This is a genomic window from Pseudomonas sp. S8, from assembly GCF_050473925.1.
Lineage (GTDB): Bacteria > Pseudomonadota > Gammaproteobacteria > Pseudomonadales > Pseudomonadaceae > Aquipseudomonas > Aquipseudomonas parakoreensis.
The window spans coordinates 109,074-130,710 of the sequence record NZ_JBFDVZ010000016.1 but is presented as its reverse complement, the minus strand read 5'-3'; the positions used below and the strand labels follow the sequence as shown (position 1 = coordinate 130,710).

Genomic DNA, 21,637 nt, shown 5'->3' with positions numbered 1-21,637 from the left:
CAAAAGATCGCAGCCTGCGGCAGCTCCTACAGGGGGGAAGTGTTTTCAGAGGGACTGTAGCGGCATGGTCAGCTCAACGCGCAGCCCATCCGCGCGGCTGTCGAAATGCAGGGTGCAGGCGCAGCGCTGGACGATAGCCTGGACGATGGCCAGGCCGAGGCCGCAGCCGGTGCTCTGGCCGTTGCGCCAGAAGCGTTGGGTCAGGTGCTGCAGATCTTGCGCCGCAATCCCCGGGCCGTGGTCGCGCACCACAAAACGGGCGCGTTGGCCGACCGTTTCCAGACTCAGCTCGACCTCAGCATCCGCCGGGGTATGGCGCAGGGCGTTGTCGAGCAGATTGCGCAACGCGGCAATCGACAGCACCGCCGGCATTTGCACCGGCGCACTGGAGAGCTGCTTGGGCAAGTGCAGTTTGATGCGCTGACGCTCACCGCCCGCTGCATCCTGCATCGCCAGTTTCGCCACCTGCTCGGCGCTGCACTGCACGCCATCATCGAACGACAGACTGCCCTCGACCCGCGCCAGCAACAGCAGTTGCTCCAGCGTGCGGTGCATGCGGTCGGCGCCCTCCTCGGCCCGCGCCAGCGACTGATCGCGGGCACTGCCTTCGGTCATGCGCGCCACTTGCAGGTGGGTCTTGATCGCGGTCAGCGGGCTGCGCAGTTCATGCGCGGCGTCACCGGTCAGGCGGCGTTCACGCTCGATGGTCTTGCCGATGCGCTGGAACAGCTGGTTCTGCGTATCGAGCAACGGTTTCAGTTCGCTGGGAAACGATTGCAATTGCAGCGGCTCAAGCGAGTCGGCATTACGTCGCATCAGTGCTTCGCGCAGCCGATTGAGCGGCGCCAGGCCCTGGCCGATGCCCAGCCACAACAGGCACAGACAACCGAGCAACGCCACGCCGACCGGCACCGAGGCCGCCAGCAGGATCGACATGTTCAGCGCTTCGCGTTCAATCTGCCGATCAGCCGTGGTGATCCGCACGTCGCCTCGCGCGAGGGTAAAACTGCGCCACGGCGCGCCATCGATCATCTGGTCATGGAAGCCCATTTTTTCTGCTTCCAGGGTTTGCTCGGGACTGCTGTGACTACGCGCGAGAATCTCCCCGCGCAACGAACTGACCTGACACGCCATGCCGCCGGGAATGTTCAATTGTTCGGCGCTGAAATGGGTGCCCTCGCCCTTGCTCGGCAGCGCCGGCAGTTGCTCCAGCAGCCCGGCGACCATGCGCGCCGAAGCCACCAGCCGCTGATCGAGGGAAAACATCATTTGATTGCGCAAGTCGCTGAGCATCCAGGCAGCGGCCAGGGCCCAGATCAGGGCAAACGCGGCGCCGAGGGTCAGACTCAGGCGCAGACGCAGGCTCATCACTTCTGTTGTTCTCCACCATCGGCCGGCCCAAGGCGATAACCCAGACCGCGCACGGTTTCGACGATGCCCTTGCCGAGTTTGCTGCGCAGGTGGTGGATATGCACGTTGAGGGCGTTGCTCTCCAGTTCATCATTGAAGCCGTAGACGCTGTCCTTCAACTGCTCGGTGGACAACACCCGGCCACGGTTGTGCAACAGCGCCTGCAACAGCGATTGCTCGCGGCGCGACAAATCCACCGGTTGCCCGGCCAGAGTGGTTTCGCGGCTGCTTGGATCGTAGGTCAGCGCACCGTGCTCAATCAGGTTGACGCTACGCCCGGCGACCCGGCGCAGCAGGGTTTGCAGGCGCGCGAACAATTCACGCAGATCGAAGGGTTTGAGCAGGTAATCGTCAGCCCCGGCTTGCAGGCCGTCGACCCGGTCGGTCACCGAATCGCGCGCAGTCAGGATCAGCACCGGAATTTCCAGGCCCTGTTGACGCAGTTGTTGCAGCAACTTGAGGCCATCTTCGTCGGGCAGGCCAAGATCGAGCACCATCACGTCGAATTCGGCGACCTTGAGCATCGCCCGTGCTTTCGAGGCGGTATTGACGTGCTCGACCGTCAAGCCTTGGGCTGTCAGGCCGGCGACGATGCCACTGGCGATCAACTCATCGTCTTCGCAAACCAGTACGTGCATGGTGGTTCCCTGAAATAAAAGGCAAGTCGAACAGAACAGGATTAAGCCGCAATTATGGCAGGGCGACAACCAACACGGCAGCGACTCGTTTGTTCGCCGGGTCCGGACTCAAAACTGCCAACAGACAACTTGCGCAAGAACATGGCTCAACCAACACAAAAACAAACTAGCCGACATGAAATCAAACACCTTCAAACTATACAAACCCACAACTAAAAACTAATCTCGCTTTCGCAAGTTACATACAACTAATCAAAACTTTAAAAACATAAATCAACCTATTAAAGGAAACATGAATGAGCATTACAAAAAACTTCGTAGCCGTTGACTGGCGCACCGGCCCCGACCGCATTTATTTCTTCTTCCCGGAGAAAAACAGTTATTCCCGTTTCGACTTCGAGGATAACAAAGTACTTTCCGGCTTCCCCAAGCCGGTGGATGGCAAATGGGAAGGCTTCGACAAGACCGCTGCAGACTTGCGCTTTGGCTTTACCACAACGACCACCCACTGGAACGGTGGCGTCGACACGCTCTGGCTGTTCTACGACGAAGGAACAACACCCTCCGTTTGTGAGTTCAGCCAACAATCCGACAAGGCACTCTCGAAAACCCCCATCGCAAAATCAAAGTGGGAAAAAATATTGCCTTACTACGACAAAATCGTTGGCGTCATGTGGGCTGAAAGCACTGCACAAAGAGAGAGTTACTGGTTCTTGTTAAATGACGGAAACTATCTGATCTACGAAATATACTCAAAGACCCTGGAACTACTACCTCTAAAAGGTTCGCCCTGGGCATCGCTGGAAGAATATAAAAGCCAAATGATGACAGCCGTCACCAATGACTACCCGACCTTCGACACTTACTTTTATGTTTTCCTGAACGACAACCGCTACCTGCGTTATGAACAGAACGCGAAAAAAGTATTTGGCCCGTATACAATCTCCGACTCAACCTGGCCGGGACTGCTGAAGGACTGAGCCACTCGCAGGCACCAGTGAATCGGCGTCGGGTCGCCCATCCGACATCGTGCGGGGCGGTTAATCATCGGTTAATCGCCACCCGCCACTGTGCACCAGACTTGCACAGGGACAAGGCTCCTCCATGCGTCATTTTTTTCTTTTGTTTGCACTGCTGATCTCCAGCCTGGCCCAGGCCGGGAACAATCCATTCGAGACCAAACCGGAATTTCTGCCGGTCGACAAAGCCTTCGTGCTGACCTCCGAACGCCTGGAATCCGGGGAAACCCAACTGTTCTGGCAGATCACCGACGGCTATTACCTGTACCAGAAACGCCTGAAATTCGACGGTTTGTCGGCAGAGCAGCAGCCGACGTTGCCCGAGGGCGAGTCGCACAGTGACGAATTCTTCGGTGAACAACCGGTGTATCGCCAAGGGCTGGAGGTGAAAGTCCCGGCCTCGGCCAGCGGCCAGATCAAGGTCAGCTATCAGGGCTGCGCCGATGCCGGCCTGTGTTATCCGCCGCAGACCCGGGTCATTGACCTGGGCGGCAAAGCAACACCAACGGCCAGTGCTGAAGCGCCGGATCAAGCCTTGGCCAGCAGCCTGCAACAACGGGCGCTGGGCTGGAGCCTGCTGGTGTTCTTCGGCCTCGGCCTGCTGCTGGCGTTTACCCCGTGTTCATTGCCGATGCTGCCGATTCTGGCGGGCATGATTGTCGGCAGCGGCGCCACCCCGCGTCGTGGTTTCGCCCTGGCCAGCAGCTATGTGATCTGCATGGCGCTGGTGTATGCCGCGATGGGTGTGATCGCCTCGTTGCTCGGCGCCAACCTGCAGGCGTGGCTGCAAAATCCGTGGCTGCTGGGTGCCTTTGCGACGATTTTCGTGGTGTTGGCGCTGCCGATGTTCGGCTTCTTCGAATTGCAATTGCCGGTGGCCTTGCGTGATCGCCTCGAACACGCTTCGCGCAGCCGTAACGGCGGCAGCCTGATCGGCGCCGGAGTGCTCGGCGCGTTGTCCGGTCTGCTGGTCGGCCCGTGCATGACCGCACCGCTGGCCGGCGCCTTGCTGTACATCGCGCAGAGCGGTAATGCGCTGCACGGTGGCTTGATCCTGTTCGCGCTGGGCATCGGCATCGGTGTGCCGCTGTTGCTGTTAGTGACCGTCGGCAACCGCTTCCTGCCCAAACCCGGGGCATGGATGAACCTGCTCAAAGGCATCTTCGGTTTCCTGTTCCTCGCGACCGCGCTGCTGATGTTGCGCCCGGTGCTGGACTCGTCGCTGTGGCTGGGACTGTGCGGCGCGCTGCTGCTGATCGCGGCGTTCTGCGCCTGGAAGCAATCGGAAGGCTTCGGCCGCGTCGCCCAAGTGTTCGGCGCCAGTTCGTTGCTGCTCGGTCTGTGGGGCAGCCTGTTGCTGATCGGCGCTGCCGGTGGCAGCGACGACCCGTATCAACCGTTGCAGGTGTACAGCGCCGGTCGGGTCGCCAGCACCACGCCGAGCGGGCATGACGCGTTCACCACGATCAAGGATCCGGCAGCCCTGCAGCGCGAACTGGATAGCGCCAAGGCTCAGGGCCAGTGGGTGCTGCTCGATTACTACGCCGACTGGTGCGTGTCGTGCAAGGTCATGGAGAAACAGGTGTTCGGCAAGGACAAGGTCATGCAGGCGCTGAGCGATGTGCGCCTGCTGCGCCTCGACGTCACTGCCGACAATGCCGCCAGCCGCGAGCTGCTCGGCCGCTACAAAGTCCCGGGGCCACCGAGTTTTGTCTGGATCGGCACCGACGGCGAAGAGCGGCGCAGCCAGCGCATTACCGGCGAAGTCGATGCCGAGACGTTCCTGCAACGCTGGACCACCACCCGAGACGCCAATTAAATGCTGACGTTTACCCTCGGCACCTTTGCCATCGCGCTCAACCACCTGTTGCTGATCAGTGCCTTGGCGCTGGCGACCTTTGTCGGCTGGCGGGTGGCCAAGCGTGGTGGCGATAACCCCGAGTCGGCGCTGTTCAGCCTGTTCCTGCTGGGCATGCTCGCGGCGCGCGTGGCATTTGTGGCCCTGTACTGGGGCCACTATCGCAACGATCCGTGGCAGATCATCGACCTGCGCGACGGTGGTTTCCTCGCCTGGCCGGGGGTGATCGTGCTGCTGCTCGCCGCTCTCTATCGCGGCTGGCGTCGCCCGGGGCTGCGTCGGCCACTGGGTTTTGGCGTGGCCAGTGGCGTAGTGTTCTGGCTGTTGGCGACCCTGTCACTGAATATCTACGAACAAGGCACGCGCCTGCCGGACATCACCCTGCGCAACGCCGCCGGGGAGACCATCCAGCTCAGCGACTATCAGGGCGGCCCGTTGGTGATCAACCTGTGGGCAACCTGGTGCCCGCCGTGCCGGCGCGAGATGCCGGTGCTGGAAAATGCGCAACAACAACGCCCGGACCTGACTTTTCTGTTCGTCAATCAGGCCGAAAGCATGCAAAGCGTTGCCACCTTCCTGGAAACCCAAGGCCTGAGCCTGAACAACGTGCTGTTCGACCGCAGTGGCCGACTCGGCCAGGCCGTGGGTTCCATGGCACTGCCAACTACGCTGTTCTATAGCCCTGACGGCCGCTTGCTGAGCAGCCATCTGGGCGAACTGTCGAACGCCAGCCTGGCCCGCGCCCTGGAAAATTTCGACACCCCGAATCCAACCGCCGCACCGGCCACCTCTGCAAGGAAACTGCCATGCCCCGCCTCCGCCACCTGCTGACGCTGACCCTGGGCACTGCCCTGCTGCACCTGCCGTCGGTGCAGGCTGCCGAAGAATTGCCCGCCGCGATCAAGCAGATCGAAGCCAAGGGCGCAAAAATCGTCGGCCAGTTCGACGCCCCGGACGGCTTGCGCGGCTATGCGGCGCAGTACCAGAACCGTGGCATGGCGCTGTACCTGACGCCGGACGGCCAGCATGTGTTGCTCGGCAATCTGTACGACGCCGACGGCAAGGACTTGAGCAGCGAACCGCTGCAAAAACTGGTCTACGCGCCGATGGCCAAGGAAATCTGGGGCAAGTTCGAAGCCAGCAACTGGATTCAGGACGGCAACAAGGATGCGCCACGTACCGTGTACCTGTTCAGCGATCCGAACTGCCCGTACTGCAACATGTTCTGGGAACAGGCGCGGCCATGGGTCAAGGCCGGCAAGGTGCAACTGCGGCACATCATGGTCGGGATCATCCGCGAAGACAGCCCGGCCAAATCCGCCGCCCTGCTGGCCGCGAAAGATCCGGCCAAAGCCCTGGAAGACCACGAAAAGGCCGGCAAGGCCAGCACCCTCAAGCCCTTGAAAGACATTCCAAAAGCGGTGCAGACCAAACTGGCCGCCAACATGCAGTTGATGGAAGACCTGGAACTCCAGGCGACGCCGGCGATTTTCTATATGGATGACAAGGGTGAGCTGCAACAGCAGCAAGGCGCGCCTTCACCGGAGAAACTGGCGAAAATTCTCGGGCCGAAATAAGCCAGATCAAGAGATCGCAGCCTGCGGCAGCTCCTACAGGGGAACGCGTTTTCTGTAGGAGCTGCCGCAGGCTGCGATCTTTTTCAATGTCGCTCAGCCAGGAAGGCGAACAACACCTCAGTAACAAACTGCGGATTCTCCAGACTGGAGATATGCCCCGCTTCCGGCACCAGCACCCACGGGCAGCCGATCAATTCAGCCATTTCCTGTGCTTCGGACAGCGGTCGCGGTTTGTCTTGATCGCCGCACAGCACCAGCGTGGTTGCGGCATTCAATTCGCCCAGACGCGGCAACAGATCATCCCGACTGAAGGTGATACGCCCCATGGGCACGATGCTTTCGCGCAGGCGATCCGCGGTGTACGCCGCGAGTTTGGCGCGGAAGTCCTGATACAGCGGCGACTGCGGATCGATGCCCGGGCGGAAGAAGATCGGTACCACGATGTCGAGCAACTGAGGCGCAATCTCGCCGCTTTCCTCGATCTGCTTGAACAGCGAGAAATAGTACTGACGGGTTGGCTCAGGCTCGACGCCGACGTAGGTGTCGAGTAGCACCAGACCGTTGATCCGCTGCGGTGCCGACAACGCCAGACGCACGCCCCACATGCCGCCGACCGACAGCCCCGCCAGCGTGACCCGTTCGATCTGCAGGTGATCGAGCAAGGCCTCGACCTGCCGCGCGATGTCATCCAGCGAGGTGGTGCCTGAAGGTAAACGCCCGGACTCACCATGGCCCCACAAATCCAGCGCAATCACCCGGTAGTGCGGTGACAGTGCAGCGATCTGCGGCGCCCACATGGCCGTGTCCCACAGATAACTGCCCGCCAGCAACACGGCCGGGCCGGTGCCTTTATCAATGTAGTGCAGCGCTTGTCCGTCAACCGTGAAGAAAGGCATCGACCACCCCCGCGATGAAAAAGAGAACCGGCAGACTGAGCTGCCGGTTGTTGATCGTCAACCCTGGATATGTACGTGAATATGCCGGTTTATCGGTGTTGAATGCACTGACGCCATCGCTGGCAAGCCAGCTCCCACAGTGATCGAGTGTGTACACAAATTATGTGCTCACCATGAAACGTGTGGGAGCTGGCTTGCCAGCGATGGGGCCGGAACAGGCGCTGAAGATTTACAAGCCTTCCAGCTCCGCCATCAGATCATTCAAGCGCTCCACCTTGTCCTCGGTCATGTCACTCGCCGCCAGGCCTTCGATGTACTCGGCCAGTTCCTGCACCGTGCTGCACTCGAACATCGCTCGCAGCGGCACATCGCGTTGCAGAGTTTTCTGCACCCGCGAGGCGATCTGCGTGGCCAGCAACGAATGCCCGCCCAGCTCGAAGAAGTTGTCGCGTACCCCGACCTTGTCGACCTTGAGCACTTCGGCCCAGATGTCGGCCAGGGTCTGCTCCAGTTCGTTGCGCGGGGCCAGGTAATCCTGGCTTTGCAACTGGCCGATCTCCAGCGCCGGCAAGGCCTTGCGGTCGAGTTTGCCGTTGGCGTTGTGCGGCAGCTGATCGAGCCACAACCAGTGCAGCGGCACCATGTATTCCGGCAGTTCGCTGCGCAGGCGTTGCTTGATCCGCTCCAGACGTTCGCTCGGGTTGAGCGCCGAATCCGCCGCGACCAGATAGCCGACCAGGTGCTTGCCGTTCGCCCCCTCTTGCACGCCGACCGCCGCATCGCGGACTTCCGGTTGTTCGTGCAGACGCGCTTCGATTTCACCCAGTTCGATACGGTAACCGCGAATCTTCACCTGATGGTCAACCCGGCCGACGTACTCCAGCACCCCGTCACTGCGCCGCCGCGCGAGGTCTCCGGTGCGATACAGACGCTCGCCCGGCGCGCCGAACGGGTTCGGCACAAACACCGGCGCGGTGCGCAACGGATCGCTGACGTAACCGCGACCGACGCCAGTCCCGGCCACGCACAACTCACCCACCGCGCCCAGCGGCACCAGTTCCAGCGCGCCATCGACCAGGTACAGCAAGTTGTTGTCGGTCGGCGTACCGATCGGCAAATAGCTGCCGCGAGTCGAGGCCAGGTCGACGCGGAAGAACGCCACGTCATCGGAGCATTCCGCCGGGCCGTAAGCGTTGACCAGACCGATGTCCGGATAACGCAGCAGCCATTGGTGCGCCAGTTCCGGCGGCATCGCTTCCCCGGTCGGCAGCATCCAGCGCAGACCGTCGAGGCTCAGGCGCTCCGAGGCGAGCATGCCCTGAATCAGCGACGGCACGCTCTCCAGCACGGTGATGCCCTGCGCTTGCACATGCACCAGCAAGCCTTGCGGATCGTGGGCGATGACGTTCGGCACGATGTCCACCCGCGCGCCAAACAACGGCGCGGCGAGGAACTGCCAGACCGAAATGTCGAAGCTTTGCGAGGCGGTCTGAGCGATCACGTCGGCGTCCGTCAGTTGCAGGTACGGCACCTTGCTCAGCTGGTTGTTGAGCATGCCGCGCTGCTCGACCATCACGCCTTTCGGCAACCCGGTCGAACCCGAGGTGTAGATCACGTAGGCCAGGTTGTCCGGGCCACTGTAGATTCCCGGGTTGTGCAGCGATGTCGCCAGCGCCTGCACTTCTTCCCAGACCAACAGCCGTGGACGGTTGGCGCAGCTGAACTCATCGAGCAAAGTCTGCGCCTGTTGGCGGCAGGCTTCGCTGCACACCAGCACTGGCGTGCGGCTCAGCTCGATGATCCGCTGCAGACGCTGGCTCGGCAGGCCCGGATCCAGCGGCAGGTAACCGGCACCGGCCTTGAAGCTGCCGATGATCATCCCCAAAAGATCCAGATTACGTTCGGCCAGCAACGCTACCGGTTGATCCAACTGCACCCCGGCGGCGACCAGTGCATGGCCGAGGCGGTTGGCGTTCTGGTTCAGCTCGGCATAGCTCAGTTGCTGGTCGAGGCAAGTGGCGGCGATGCGCTGCGGATACGCCGCGACCTGTGCTTCGAACAGCGCCACGTAGCTGTGCTCCAGCGGATAATCGTGCGCGCTCTGGTTGCAGCCGTGCAGCAGGAAGTCCTGTTCCTCGTGGCCCACCAGCGGCAGGTCGGCCATGTCGCCATGGAAACCATCGACCAGCGCCAGCAACAGACGCTTGAACTCGCCGAGCATGCGCTCGATGGTCGACTCGTCGAAGTAACGCTGGTCATACGACAGGTGCAGACCGAGGTCATCGCCCGGGTAGCACACCGCCGTCAGCGGGAAGTTGGTGTGGGTACGGCCGGAGTCCGAAGTCGCGTTGAGGCTCTGCGCACGGTCCAGCACCGAGACTTCCACCGGGGCGTTCTCGAACACAAACAGACTGTCGAACAGCGGCTGGCCTTTCGGCAGTTCGCTCTGTTCCTGAATGCTCACCAGCGGCAAGTATTCGTACTCGCGCAGTTGCATGTTGCTGTCGAGCAGTCCGCTCAACCACTGCCGCACGCTGGCGCGTTCGTCGTCCGCCGGGATCTGCACCCGCAACGCAATGCTGTTGATGAACAGGCCGACGGTGCGTTGCATCTCCGGCAACTCCACCGGGCGCCCGGCCACGGTCACGCCGAACAGCACGTCGCGATCACCGCTCATGCGGCGCAGCACCAGTGCCCATGCCGCCTGGGCGAAGGTGTTGATGGTCAGTTGATGGGCCTGGGCCAGCTCGCGCAGACGGGCGCCGTCCTCGACATTCAGTCGCGTGTAGCGGTCACCAACGATCATGCCGCCGCTTTCACCCGCATGTTCACGCAGGAACGGCCGGTCGCTCGGGATCGGCGTGGTGCGCTCGAACCCTCGCAGGTTCTGCTGCCACCACTGGCGTGCCTCGGCCAGGCTCTGGCGTTGCAGCCAGCCGATGTAGTCGCGGTAACGCGGCGGCAGCGACAACTGTGCTTCGCGACCTTCACCGAGGGCGGTGTAGATCTCGAAGAAATCGTTCATCAGCAGCGAACGACACCAGGCATCGATGAGGATGTGGTGGTTGCTCATCATGAACCAGTAACGCGCCGCGCCGACCTTGATCAGGCGCAGGTGGAACGGTGCCTGATTGAGCAGATCGAAGCCGGCCTCGCGCTCGCTTTTCAGCAGCGCCTGCAGCTTCGGTTCTTGCTCTTCTTCGGCAACGGCGCTCCAGTCCAGGTACTCGATCGGCGTGCGGCCCGGCGTGTGGATCACTTGCAGCATGTCCTCGCCGACGTTCCAGCAGAACGAGGCACGCAACGCTTCATGACGGGCGACCACCGCTTGCCAGGCCTGGGCGAAACGCTCGGGATCGAGCTCGCTGTTGATGCGGTAGCGATCCTGCATGTAGTACAGACCGGTGCCCGGTTCGAGCAAGGTGTGCAGCAACATGCCTTCCTGCATCGGCGTCAGCGGATAGACGTCTTCGATCTGCGCGGCTGGCACCGGCAGGGCATCGAGTTGCGCCTGGGTCAGTTTCGCCAGCGGGAAGTCCGACGGTGTCAGGCCGCCGGCTTCGTCCTGCAGGCAATGTTCGATCAGACTTTGCAGCTCGCCGAGGTAAGCGTCGGCCAGGTCATTGATGGTCTGCGCGTCATAACGTTCGGCGCTGAAGGTCCAGCGCAGCAACAGTTCACCGCCATACACCTGACTGTCGATGCTCAGCTCGTTGGGCAGCGGCGCCTGCGGATCGTGGGCTGCACCGACCGGCTCATCCAGCGGACGGAACAGTGCATCGCTGGCGAAACTCTGGTCGAACTGGCCGAGGTAGTTGAAGGTCACCGGAGCATTCGGCAACGCCGCCATGCTGCGCTGGCTGAGGTCATCGGCCAGATAACGCAGCACGCCATAACCGAGGCCTTTGTGCGGCACGGCGCGCAGTTGCTCCTTGATCGCCTTGATCGAAGCGCCCTGCCCGGCGGCCTCTTCGATGTTGTGCGGGGTCAGGCGCAACGGATAGGCGCTGGTGAACCAACCGACAGTGCGGGTCAGGTCGATCTCGTCGAACAGGGTTTCGCGGCCGTGGCCTTCCAGTTGGATCAATGCCGACGGCTGCCCGCTCCAGCGGCACAGCACGCGGGCCAGCGCGGTCAGCAGCAGGTCGTTGACCTGCGTGCGGTAGGCGCGCGGCGTTTGCTGCAGCAATTGTCCGGTACGCTCGGCATCCAGGCGCACGCTGACGGTTTGCGCGTGACGATTCTGCTGTCCGCCCTGCGGGTTTTCGCACGGCAGCTCGGCGTTCGGCCCGGCCAGTTGGGTTTGCCACCAGTTCAGTTCCTCGCGCAACGATTCGCTGCCGGCATAGGCCTGCAAACGTGCTGCCCAATCCTTGAAGGCACTGGTTTTCGCCGGCAGTTGTACCGACTGTTCGGCGTCGAGCTGGCGATACACGGTTTGCAGATCGTCAAGCAGCACGCGCCACGACACACCGTCGACCACCAGGTGATGGATCGCAATGAACAGGCGTTGCTGACCTTCGGGCCCGTCCACCAGCAAGGCGCGCAGCAGCGGGCCGGTTTGCAGATCGAGACTGCGCTGGGCATCGGCAAACAGCGCTGCGCACTTGTCCATCGCCGCCACCCGCACCTGCCACAACACCTCGGCGTCGGACACCGGTTGATGCGTGGCCTGCCATTGATCGTTGACCTGGGTGAAACGCAGACGCAGGGCGTCGTGCTGCTCGATCACCGTCAGCAGCGCCTGTTCCAGACGATGCGGTTCCAGCGCCACGCTCGGCTCCAGCAGCAGCGCCTGGTTCCAGTGCTGACGCTCGGGGATTTCAGTGTCGAAGAACCAGTGCTGAATCGGCGTCATGGCCGACTCGCCGACCACCAGCCCCTGCTCGGCGGTGGCTTGCTCGCTACGGCTGGCGACAGCGGCCAGGGTCTGCACCGTCTGATGCTGGAACAGATCCCGTGGACTGAAATGAATGCCCTGCTGCCGCGCACGGCTGACCACTTGAATCGACAGAATCGAGTCGCCACCGAGTTCAAAGAAGTTGTCATTGAGACCGACCTGTTTGACGTTGAGCACCTCGCACCAGATCTGTGCCAGGGTCTGCTCCAACTCGCTGCTCGGGGCGACGTAGTGCTGACGATTCAGCTCGGGATCCGGCGCCGGCAAGGCGCGGCGGTCGAGTTTGCCGTTGGCGGTCAGCGGCATGCTCGCCAGCAGGATCAGGTGCGTCGGCACCATGTAATCCGGCAGTTGCGCCTTGAGGTGTGACTTCAGTGCTTCGCGCAACTCGGCCTGGTGGGTTTCGCTTTGTTCGGCGACATCGCTGACCAGGTAGCCCACCAGTTGCTTGCCGCTCGGCGCATCCAGCGCCAGCACCACCGCTTCGCGGATCGAGTGGTGATCGAGCAGACGGGTTTCGATCTCGCCCAACTCGATGCGGAAACCACGGATTTTCACCTGATGGTCGATCCGCCCCAGATATTCCACCAGCCCATCGGCACGCTGGCGCACCAGATCGCCGGTGCGGTACATGCGCCCGCCATCGGCGGCAAACGGGTCAGCCACGAAACGCTCGGCGCTGATGCCCGGACGGTCGTGATAGCCCTGGGCCAGACCGGCACCGCCGACGAACAACTCACCGGTCGCGCCTTGCGGCACCAGTGCCAGATCGGCGTCGAGAATGTACGCCACACGGTCACCGATCACGCTGCCGATCGGCACGCTGCCGGCGCCCTCTTCCAGCACTCCCGGCGCCAGACTGGCCAGCGGCATGACCACGGTTTCAGTCGGGCCATAGGCGTTGAAGAACAGGCTCGGTTTGAATGCGGCGCGAATCCGTTGCAGGTGCTCGCCGGTCAGTGCTTCGCCACCGGTGATGATCATCCGCACCGGCAGGGTTTCATTCTGTGTGGCGAGGAATTGCGCCAGCTGACTGCCGTAGCTCGGGGTGAAACCGAGCACATTGATCCGATGAGTGCGGATCAAGTCGCAGATCTCCTCCGCGTCCCACTGCCCTTGCGCCCGCAACACCACCTGCGCGCCGCTGAGCAACGGCACCAGCAGACGCTCGGTGGCGGCGTCGAAGTTGATCGAATAGAAGTGCAGTTCGCAGTCGTCCGCACGCATGCCGAAACGCTCGATCACCGCCTGGCAATGCATGGCGATTTCACCGTGCGACACCACCACGCCTTTCGGCTGGCCGGTCGAGCCCGAGGTGTAAATCAGATAGGCCTGATGCTGCGGCAGGCTGATAAAGGGCAGCTCAGTGGCCGGGTAATCCGCCGGCGCCGCGCTGTCATCCTCCAGGCACCAGCGCGCCACGCTCGACGGCAAATCACCGAGGGCAGTGAACATCGCCCGGTCGCTGAGCAGCAGACCGATGCGGCTGTCTTCGATCATGTAGTGCAGGCGATCGAGCGGGTATTCCGGGTCCAGCGGCACATAAGCGCCACCGGCCTTGAGAATCGCCAGCAGGCCGACGACCATTTCCAGCGAGCGCTCCAGCGCCAGACCGACCCGCACCTGCGGACCGACCCCACGCTCGCGCAGGGCCCAGGCCAGACGATTGGCGCGGGCATCGAGTTCGGCGTAGCTCAACGTCTGCCCGGCGAACGTCAGCGCCGGCGCGTCTTTGCGCGCCAGCGCCTGCTCGGCGAACAGGTGATGGATGCATTGATCGAGACGCCGTTCGCCCGGTTCGACACCGAGGCTGTCGAGCAGGTGTTGCTGCTCAGCCGGGTCGAGCAGCGGCAACTGGCTCAGACGCTGTTGCGGATCGGCGATCAACGCTTCCAGCAGGTTGCGCCAATGTTTGGCCATGCGCGCAATGGTCGGTTCATCGAACAGATCGGTGCTGTAGGTCAGGCAGCAACCGAGACGATGGTCGAGGTCGGTGACTTCCAGGTTGAGGTCGAACTTGGTCGCCCGCGCATCGTTGGCCAGGTACTCGACGGTCATCCCGGCGAGCATGCGGCTCTGCTGGAACTCCCAGCGCTGCACGTTGCACATCACCTGGAACAGCGGGTTGTACGCCGCACTGCGTGGCGGTTGCAGCGCTTCGACCAGATGATCGAACGGCAGGTCCTGATGCGACTGGCCTTCGATCACGGTGTGGCGCACTTGCTCGAACAACTCGCCGACCGACATCTGCCCGTCGAGCTGGCAACGCAGCACCTGGGTGTTGAGGAACGCGCCGATCAGCCCTTCGCTTTCCGGGCGGATTCGGTTGGCCACCGGCGCGCCGATGCGCAGGTCGGTCTGGCCGCTGTAGCGGTAGAGCAAGGTGGCGAGCGCAGCGGTCATGGTCATGAACAGGGTCAGACCGTTTTGCGCATTGAACGCTCGGACGCGGGCGGCGAGGTCATCACTGAGGTCGAAACGGAACAGTTCACCCTGATGGCTTTGCACCGGCGGACGCGGACGGTCCCCGGGCAGTTCCAGCAACGGATGTTCGCGACCGAGTTGCGCGGTCCAGTAGTCGAGTTGGCGCTGACGTTCACCGGACTCCAGCCACTGCCGCTGCCAGACGCTGTAATCGAGGTACTGCACCGGCAACGCTTCCAGCGGCGAGTCGCGTTCATCGACGAAGGCTTCGTACAGCGCGCTGAGCTCGCGGGCAAAAATGTCCATTGCCCAGCCTTCGGTGACGATGTGGTGCAGGGTCAGGACAAAGTAATGCTCGTGCTCGGCGGTCTTGACCAGGCAGGCGCGCAGCAGCGGGCCGCTTTCCAGGTCGAACGGCAAATGCGCTTCTTCGTCGGCCAGTTGCTGGACTTTCTGTTCGCGCTGGTCAGCCGGCAGTTTCGAGAAATCCTTCCAGCCCATGCGCACGCCAGTCTCGGCATGCACCTGTTGACGGGCAACGCCATCGACGCTCGGGAACGTGGTGCGCAGGGTTTCGTGGCGCAGGATCAACGCCTGCAAGGCCGACTCGAAATGCTCGACATGCAACACGCCGCGCAGGCGGGCCATGCCGCCGACGTTGTACGCCGGGCTGTCCGGCTCCATCTGCCAGAGGAACCACATGCGCTGTTGCGAGTACGACAACGGCACCGCTTGGCTGCGATCGACTTTGGCAATCGGCGGCTGTTGGTTGGTCTGGCCGCTGGCCTGGATCAGGCGGATCTGCTCGGCAAAATCGCCGAGTTCGCTGTGTTCGAACAAGGCGCGCAACGGTAGCTCGACGTCACAGGCCTGACGGCTGCGCGAGATGATTTGTGTAGCCAGCAACGAGTGTCCGCCGAGGGCGAAGAAGTCGTCGCGCAGACCGATCCGTGGCAGACCCAGCACTTCACGCCAGATCGCGGCGATCTGTTGTTCCAGCTCGGTGGCCGGTTCGACGTGCTCACGCACTTGCCACTGTGGCTCCGGCAAGGCGCGACGGTCGAGCTTGCCGCTCGGGCTCAGGGGCATCGCGTCCAGGCGCATCAGTTGCGCCGGGACCATGTATTCCGGCAGTTCGCCGGCCAGTGCGGTTTTCAGGCGGGCGATCTGTGCGTCCTGATCTTCGCTGGCGTCGACAGCGGTGAAGTAGCCGATCAATTGCGCGCCGGCCGCGGTTTCGCGCACCAGCACCACGGCCTGGGCGACGCCGTTTTGCGCCAGCAGGCGCGCTTCGATTTCTTCCGGTTCAACGCGGAAACCACGCAGTTTGACCTGCTGATCGAGACGCCCGAGGTATTCGATCACGCCGTCCGAGGTCCAGCGTGCACGGTCACCGGTGCGGTACAGACGCGCGCCCTGCTCGCCCAACGGGTCGACCACAAAGCGCTCGGCCGTCAGTGCCGGACGACCAAGGTAACCCCGGGCCAGACCGATGCCACTGATGCACAGTTCACCCGGTACACCGGCCGGCACAGGATTGAGCTCGGCGTCGAGCACGCGGCAGATCACGTTGCCCAGCGGCCGGCCAATCGGCGAGCGCTCGCCATCGGCCGTGGTGCAGTGCCAGTGAGTGACGTTGATGGCGGTTTCGGTCGGGCCGTAACGGTTGTGCAGTTGCACCGCCGGCAGTTGCGCCAGTACGCGGTTGCGCAGTTCCGCCGGCAGCGCTTCGCCGCCGGAGAATAACCGGCGCAGGCTGGTGCATTCGGCGCTCAGCGGTTCATCGATGAACAGCGAAAGCAGCGGCGGTACGAAGTGCAGCGTGGTCACACCGTATTCCTGCACCAGTTGCGCGATGCGATGCGGATCGCGATGCTCGCCCGGCGCGGCAATCAGCAAACGCGCGCCAGTGATCAGCGGCCAGAAGCATTCCCACACCGACACGTCGAAACTGATCGGCGCCTTTTGCATCAGCACATCGCTGTCGTTCAGGCGATAGCTGTTCTGCATCCACTGCAGCCGTTCGGCCAATGCGGCGTGGGTGTTGCCGACGCCTTTCGGTTGCCCGGTGGAACCGGAGGTGTAAATCACATAGGCGAGGTTGTCGCCGTGCAGGTGCAGACCGGGCGCCTGGCTCGGCCAGTTTTCCAGGTGCAACGCGTCCATGGCGATGACGCTGACGCCGTCACTGGCAGGTAGACGCTCGAGCAAAGCAGTCTGGGTCAGCAGCAGTTCGACGCCGCTGTCGCTGAGCATGTAGGCCAGACGTTCGGCCGGGTAATCCGGATCCAGCGGCACGTAAGCGCCACCGGCCTTGATGATCGCCAGCAGGCCGATCAGCAGTTGCGGCGAACGCTCGGCAGCGATTGCCACGCACACATCCGGTCCCACACCTTTGTCGCGCAGATAGTGCGCGAGGCGGTTGGCCTGGGCGTGCAATTCGGCGAAGTCGAGGCTACCTCCGTCCCACACCAGCGCGGTGCGTTCCGGCGTCTGCCGCGCCTGTTCGTTGAGCAGTTCCGGCAGCCATTGCTGCGCCGGGGTGCACGGGGCGACGCTCCATGCCTTTTGCTGTTCGTGCTCACACGGAGTCAGCAGTTGCAGGTCGCCGATCGCCTGTTGCGGTTGTTCGCAGACAGCGCGCAGCAGATTGCTGAAGTGTTCGGCCAGACGCTCGATGGTCGCCGCGTCAAACAGTTCATCGGCGTAGTCGAAGGACAAGGTCAGGCGTCCGTTGCGATCTTCTTCGCTGTGCAGTTGCAGGTCGAACTTGGCCTCGCGGCTGTGCCACGGCAACTCTTCGGCGAGCAGGCCCGGCAGGCGTTTGAGCGCACTCAAGTCGCGTTGCTGGTGGTTGAACATGACCTGAAACAGTCCCTGTTCGCGAGCCTGCGGGAACGCTTCGAGCAGTTGTTCGAACGGCAGATCCTGATGGGCCTGAGCCCCCAGCGCAGCCTCGCGGGTCTGCGCCAGCAACTCGACAAACGACTGCCGCGAATCAACCTCGGCCCGCAGTACCTGGGTGTTGATGAAGAAGCCGATCAGGCCCTGGGTTTCCAGGCGCGGACGGTTGGCATTGGGGATGCCGATGCGGATATCGCGTTGACCGCTGTAGCGATGCAGCAGACTCTGGAACGCCGAGAGCAACAGCATGAATGGCGTCGATTGATGCGCCTGCGCAGTCTGCTTGATCGCGTCGCTGAGGCTGACGCCGAGGCGCACGCTGTGGCGCGCGGCGCTGTGCAATTGTCTGGCCGAGCGCGGGTGATCGGTGGCCAGTTCCAGCACCGGATGGTCGTCGCCCAGCCGGGCTTTCCAGTACGCCAGTTGCCGCTCGCCCTCGCCTTGCGCCAGCCATTGGCGCTGCCAGCTGCCGTAGTCGGCGTAGTGGGTGGGCAGCGGGGCGAGTTCGGCGCGCTGGCCTTGGGATGCCGCAGCGTACAGGCGCGAGAATTCATCGATCAGCACGTTCAGCGACCAGCCGTCGGCGATGATGTGGTGCAACGTCACCAGTAACTGGTGATCTTCGTCGTCGAGGCGCACCAGCGTCACCCACAGCAGCGGGCCTTTTTCCAAATCGAATTGTGTGCGTGCTTCGTCTTCGCGGATCTGTTGCGCGCGGGCTTCACGCTCGTGCACTGGCAAGTCGCTGAGGTCAATCAGTTGCAGATTGAATTCAGGCGCCGCCTCGACCTGTTGCAGCGCCACACCGTCACGCTCGAAAAAGCGCGTGCGCAGCGATTCGTGGCGTTCGATCAGTTGCTGGAAGCTGGCGCGCAGCGCATCTTCATCCAGCTCGCCACGCAGACGCAGGGCGCCGGGAATGTTGTAGGCGCCGCTGTGCGGATCGAGTTGCCAGGTGATCCACAGACGGTTTTGCGCCAGCGATTGCTGCAGTGCTTCAGTGCGCGACAACGGGGTGATTTCGCCTTGGGCGCTGCCGCCGTCCTGTTGCTGTTGCGCCACGGCAGCGGCGAATGCGGACAGGGTCGGCGCCTCGAACAGCAGACGCAGGTTCAGCTCCAGGCCCAGTTCTTCGCGCACCTTGGCGATCACTTGAGTTGCTGCAATCGAGTTGCCGCCGAGCAGGAAGAAGTGGTCGTCGGCGTTGACCTGTTTGAGATTGAGTTGCTCGGCCCAGAGCTTGCCAATCAAGGCTTCCAGCTCGGAAGCCGCCAGGGTCGATTCGGTATTTTGCACTTCGGCGGACGGGAACACCGCGTAGCTGTCGAGGCTGCCATCGGCCAGACGCGTGCGGCACGCCGAGCGTTGCAGCTTGCCGCTGGACGTCTTCGGCAGCGCGCCCGGGTTGAGCAGCACCACCACGCTTGGTGCTTCCTGACAAGCCTCGGCCACTGCCTGGCGAATGGCTTTGATCAGTGCTTCGGGCGGCAGGATTTTTTGCACGCTGCGGCTGATTTCCGCCGCGATGCCAATGCCTTCTTCACCGTCCTGATTGACCGCGAATGCCGCGACGCGACCTTTGCGTACCACTTCCACTTCACGCTCGACGGTTTGCTCGATGTCCTGCGGATAGAGGTTGTGACCGCGCACGATCAGCATGTCTTTCAGGCGCCCGGTGATGAACAGTTCACCGTCGCGGATGAAGCCCAGGTCACCCGTGCGCAGCCAGGTGCGACCGGCGTGCTGGACGAAGGTCTTGGCGCTGGCCTCGGGATTGCGCCAGTAGCCGTGGGCGATGCTCGGGCCGGCGGCCCAGACTTCACCGACGAGGTTGTCAGCTCGTTCTTTGAGCGTGACCGGGTCGGCAATCAGCACCGCGTGATCGGGCTGGCTGATGCCACAACTCATGATCGCACTGCCGTCGCCCGGCTCGGCACGATTTTGCGCCAGCGCTTGATCGTCCACGCGTAATGCAGGAATACCGGTGCCGCGCGGTGTGCCGGCAACGAACAGGGTCGCTTCGGCCAAACCATAGGATGCCATGAAGCTGTCTTCGCTGAAGCCGCACGCGGTGAACTTCTCGGCGAAGCGCTCGAGGGTATCGAGACGGATCGGTTCGGAACCGGAATAGGCCACGCGCCAGCGGCTCAGGTCGAGTCGCTCCAGCGCCGATTCGCTGACCCGCTCGCTGCACAAGCGATAGGCGAAATCCGGCCCGCCGCTGATGGTGCCGCCGTATTGGCTAATCGCTTCAAGCCAGCGCAACGGACGACCGAGGAAGTACGCCGGCGACATCAGGATGCACGGCACGCCGCTGAAAATCGGCTGCAGTAATCCGCCGATCAGGCCCATGTCGTGGTACAGCGGCAGCCAGCTGACGATCACGTCGTCGGGGTTCACGTCAATGCCGAAACCGTGGCGAATCAGCAGCTCGTTGGCCACCAGATTGCCGTGGCTGACCTGCACGCCTTTGGGCAGCGCGGTAGAACCGGAGGTGTATTGCAGAAAGGCGATGTGGTCCTGCGGCAGGGTCGGCTCAATCCAGGACTCGGCCAGCGTGTTGTCAAGCGTATCGACGCACAGCAACGGCGGCGCGCCTTCGATGTGTTGCAAGGCATCGCGCAGGTCGGCGCTGGTCAGCAGCAAACGCGGTTCGGCATCGGCAATGATCGACAGCAGGCGTTCCTGATGATGACGACGGGCGGACTCCGGCGGATAAGCCGGCACCGCGATCACCCCGGCGTACAGGCAACCGAAAAACGCCGCGACGTAATCCGCGCCGCTGGGGAACAGCAGCACCGCGCGATCACCGAACTCAGCCTGGGCCTGCAATGCGGCAGCAATGGTGCGCGCGCGTTGATCCAGTTCGCGGTAACTGAGCACCACGCCCTGCTCCTCGGTTTCGGCGAGAAAGCGCAGGGCCAGGCGCTCCGGCGTGTGTGCCGCACGGCGCTGGAGGGCTTGGACCAGAGTGCTGGGGAGTTCGAACGCGTCGGTCATGAGGTTTCCTGCCTGAATTCGGCTTGCTAGTGGAATCGAGGTGCTGCGTCACGCCGGTCGAGGGCGTGCAGGGCGTGGTCTGTGCCGACCGCGCAAGGCTTGCGGAATGCTGTCTGGCCGGGGCTGTGCGCCCGAAGCCATTCACCAATGAGAACGGATGACGTCTGCAAATAATTAGTCAGCGGGCAGGATCGCCAACGGGGGCCGGGGTGTGGCGGTGTGTCGCAGTTCTCGATTCGCACCTTTACGGAGCATTAGTTCTCTTTCTCAATTGACAATCATTATCATTCAACATAATTTGTCGCTCGATGTGTAGGACGGCCTCGTCCCCCGGCGTCCCACTAACCTATTGGCAGCAAGGTGATTTCCATGACGGAACAAGTATCCACAAGCAGGTGCGATTCACCGCTACTTCAGGCCTTCGTCGACAATCGACTGATTCTGGTCAAGATCGCAGCGCGCATTACCGGTTGCCGTTCGCGCGCCGAAGACGTGGTGCAGGATGCGTTCTTCCGCTTGCAATCGGCGCCGCCGATCACCTCGTCGATCAAGGCGCAATTGAGTTACCTGTTCCAGATCGTGCGCAACCTCGCCATCGATCACTACCGCAAACAGGCGCTGGAACAGAAATACTCGGGCCCCGAAGAGGAAGGGTTGAATGTGGTCATTCAGGGCGCTTCGCCGGAAACCTCGCACATCAATTTCTCGACGCTGGAGCACATCGCCGACGCGCTGACCGAACTGCCCAGCCGCACCCGTTACGCCTTCGAGATGTACCGCCTGCACGGCGTGCCGCAAAAGGACATCGCCAAGGAACTCGGCGTCTCGCCGACCTTGGTCAACTTCATGATCCGCGATGCACTGGTGCACTGCCGCAAGGTGTCGGGCAGCCGTGGGGATGCGGCCTCGATGGGTCGGCGCTAAGTCCGGTTCATCGCAGAAAAAAGATCGCAGCCTTCAGCAGTTCCTACAGAGGAATACCTTTCATGTAGGAGCTGCCGAAGGCTGCGA

9 protein-coding genes are annotated in these 21,637 nt (G+C 62.6%); 5 read left to right on the top strand and 4 right to left on the bottom strand.

The window, feature by feature from the left end; translation table 11 throughout:
- Window positions 1–45: 45 nt before the first annotated feature.
- Both AB1J88_RS01810 and AB1J88_RS01805 read right to left on the bottom strand, forming a co-directional pair.
- Window positions 46–1,368, bottom strand: a complete 1,323-nt coding sequence (locus tag AB1J88_RS01810; protein WP_108183372.1) for an ATP-binding protein — start codon at window positions 1,366–1,368, stop codon at window positions 46–48.
- Window positions 1,368–2,048 (bottom strand): response regulator, encoded by a 681-nt coding sequence (locus tag AB1J88_RS01805; protein WP_007969056.1) that lies wholly within the window; start codon window positions 2,046–2,048, stop codon window positions 1,368–1,370. The genes AB1J88_RS01810 and AB1J88_RS01805 overlap by 1 nt, the downstream gene beginning before the upstream one ends.
- 296 nt (window positions 2,049–2,344) lie before the next feature.
- Between AB1J88_RS01805 and AB1J88_RS01800 the strand changes: the two genes are divergently transcribed.
- The 4 genes from AB1J88_RS01800 to dsbG all read left to right on the top strand — a co-directional run bounded on the left by AB1J88_RS01800 (window position 2,345) and on the right by dsbG (window position 6,502).
- Window positions 2,345–3,028, top strand: a complete 684-nt coding sequence (locus AB1J88_RS01800; RefSeq protein WP_222018784.1) for a hypothetical protein — start codon at window positions 2,345–2,347, stop codon at window positions 3,026–3,028.
- A gap of 124 nt (window positions 3,029–3,152) precedes the next feature.
- Window positions 3,153–4,886, top strand: a complete 1,734-nt coding sequence (gene dsbD / locus AB1J88_RS01795; protein WP_262948423.1) for a protein-disulfide reductase DsbD — start codon at window positions 3,153–3,155, stop codon at window positions 4,884–4,886.
- Complete coding sequence (locus AB1J88_RS01790) at window positions 4,887–5,756, top strand: TlpA disulfide reductase family protein (RefSeq protein ID WP_095668688.1); 870 nt, start codon at window positions 4,887–4,889, stop codon at window positions 5,754–5,756. It abuts the gene before it with no gap.
- Window positions 5,732–6,502, top strand: a complete 771-nt coding sequence (dsbG, locus tag AB1J88_RS01785; RefSeq protein ID WP_041069700.1) for a thiol:disulfide interchange protein DsbG — start codon at window positions 5,732–5,734, stop codon at window positions 6,500–6,502. Before AB1J88_RS01790 ends, dsbG begins: the two co-directional genes overlap by 25 nt.
- An 83-nt stretch (window positions 6,503–6,585) precedes the next feature.
- On the opposite strand, the gene AB1J88_RS01780 is transcribed toward dsbG, so the two are convergent.
- Window positions 6,586–7,398, bottom strand: a complete 813-nt coding sequence (locus AB1J88_RS01780; protein WP_430290045.1) for an alpha/beta fold hydrolase — start codon at window positions 7,396–7,398, stop codon at window positions 6,586–6,588.
- A gap of 229 nt (window positions 7,399–7,627) precedes the next feature.
- Entirely contained in the window at window positions 7,628–20,626 is a 12,999-nt protein-coding gene (locus AB1J88_RS01775; protein ID WP_430290044.1) for a non-ribosomal peptide synthetase, read from the bottom strand.
- A 369-nt stretch (window positions 20,627–20,995) separates the two neighbouring features.
- Between AB1J88_RS01775 and AB1J88_RS01770 the strand changes: the two genes are divergently transcribed.
- Window positions 20,996–21,550: an RNA polymerase factor sigma-70 gene (locus tag AB1J88_RS01770; protein ID WP_027613402.1), complete on the top strand. Its 555-nt coding sequence runs from the start codon at window positions 20,996–20,998 to the stop codon at window positions 21,548–21,550.
- Window positions 21,551–21,637 lie beyond the last annotated feature (87 nt).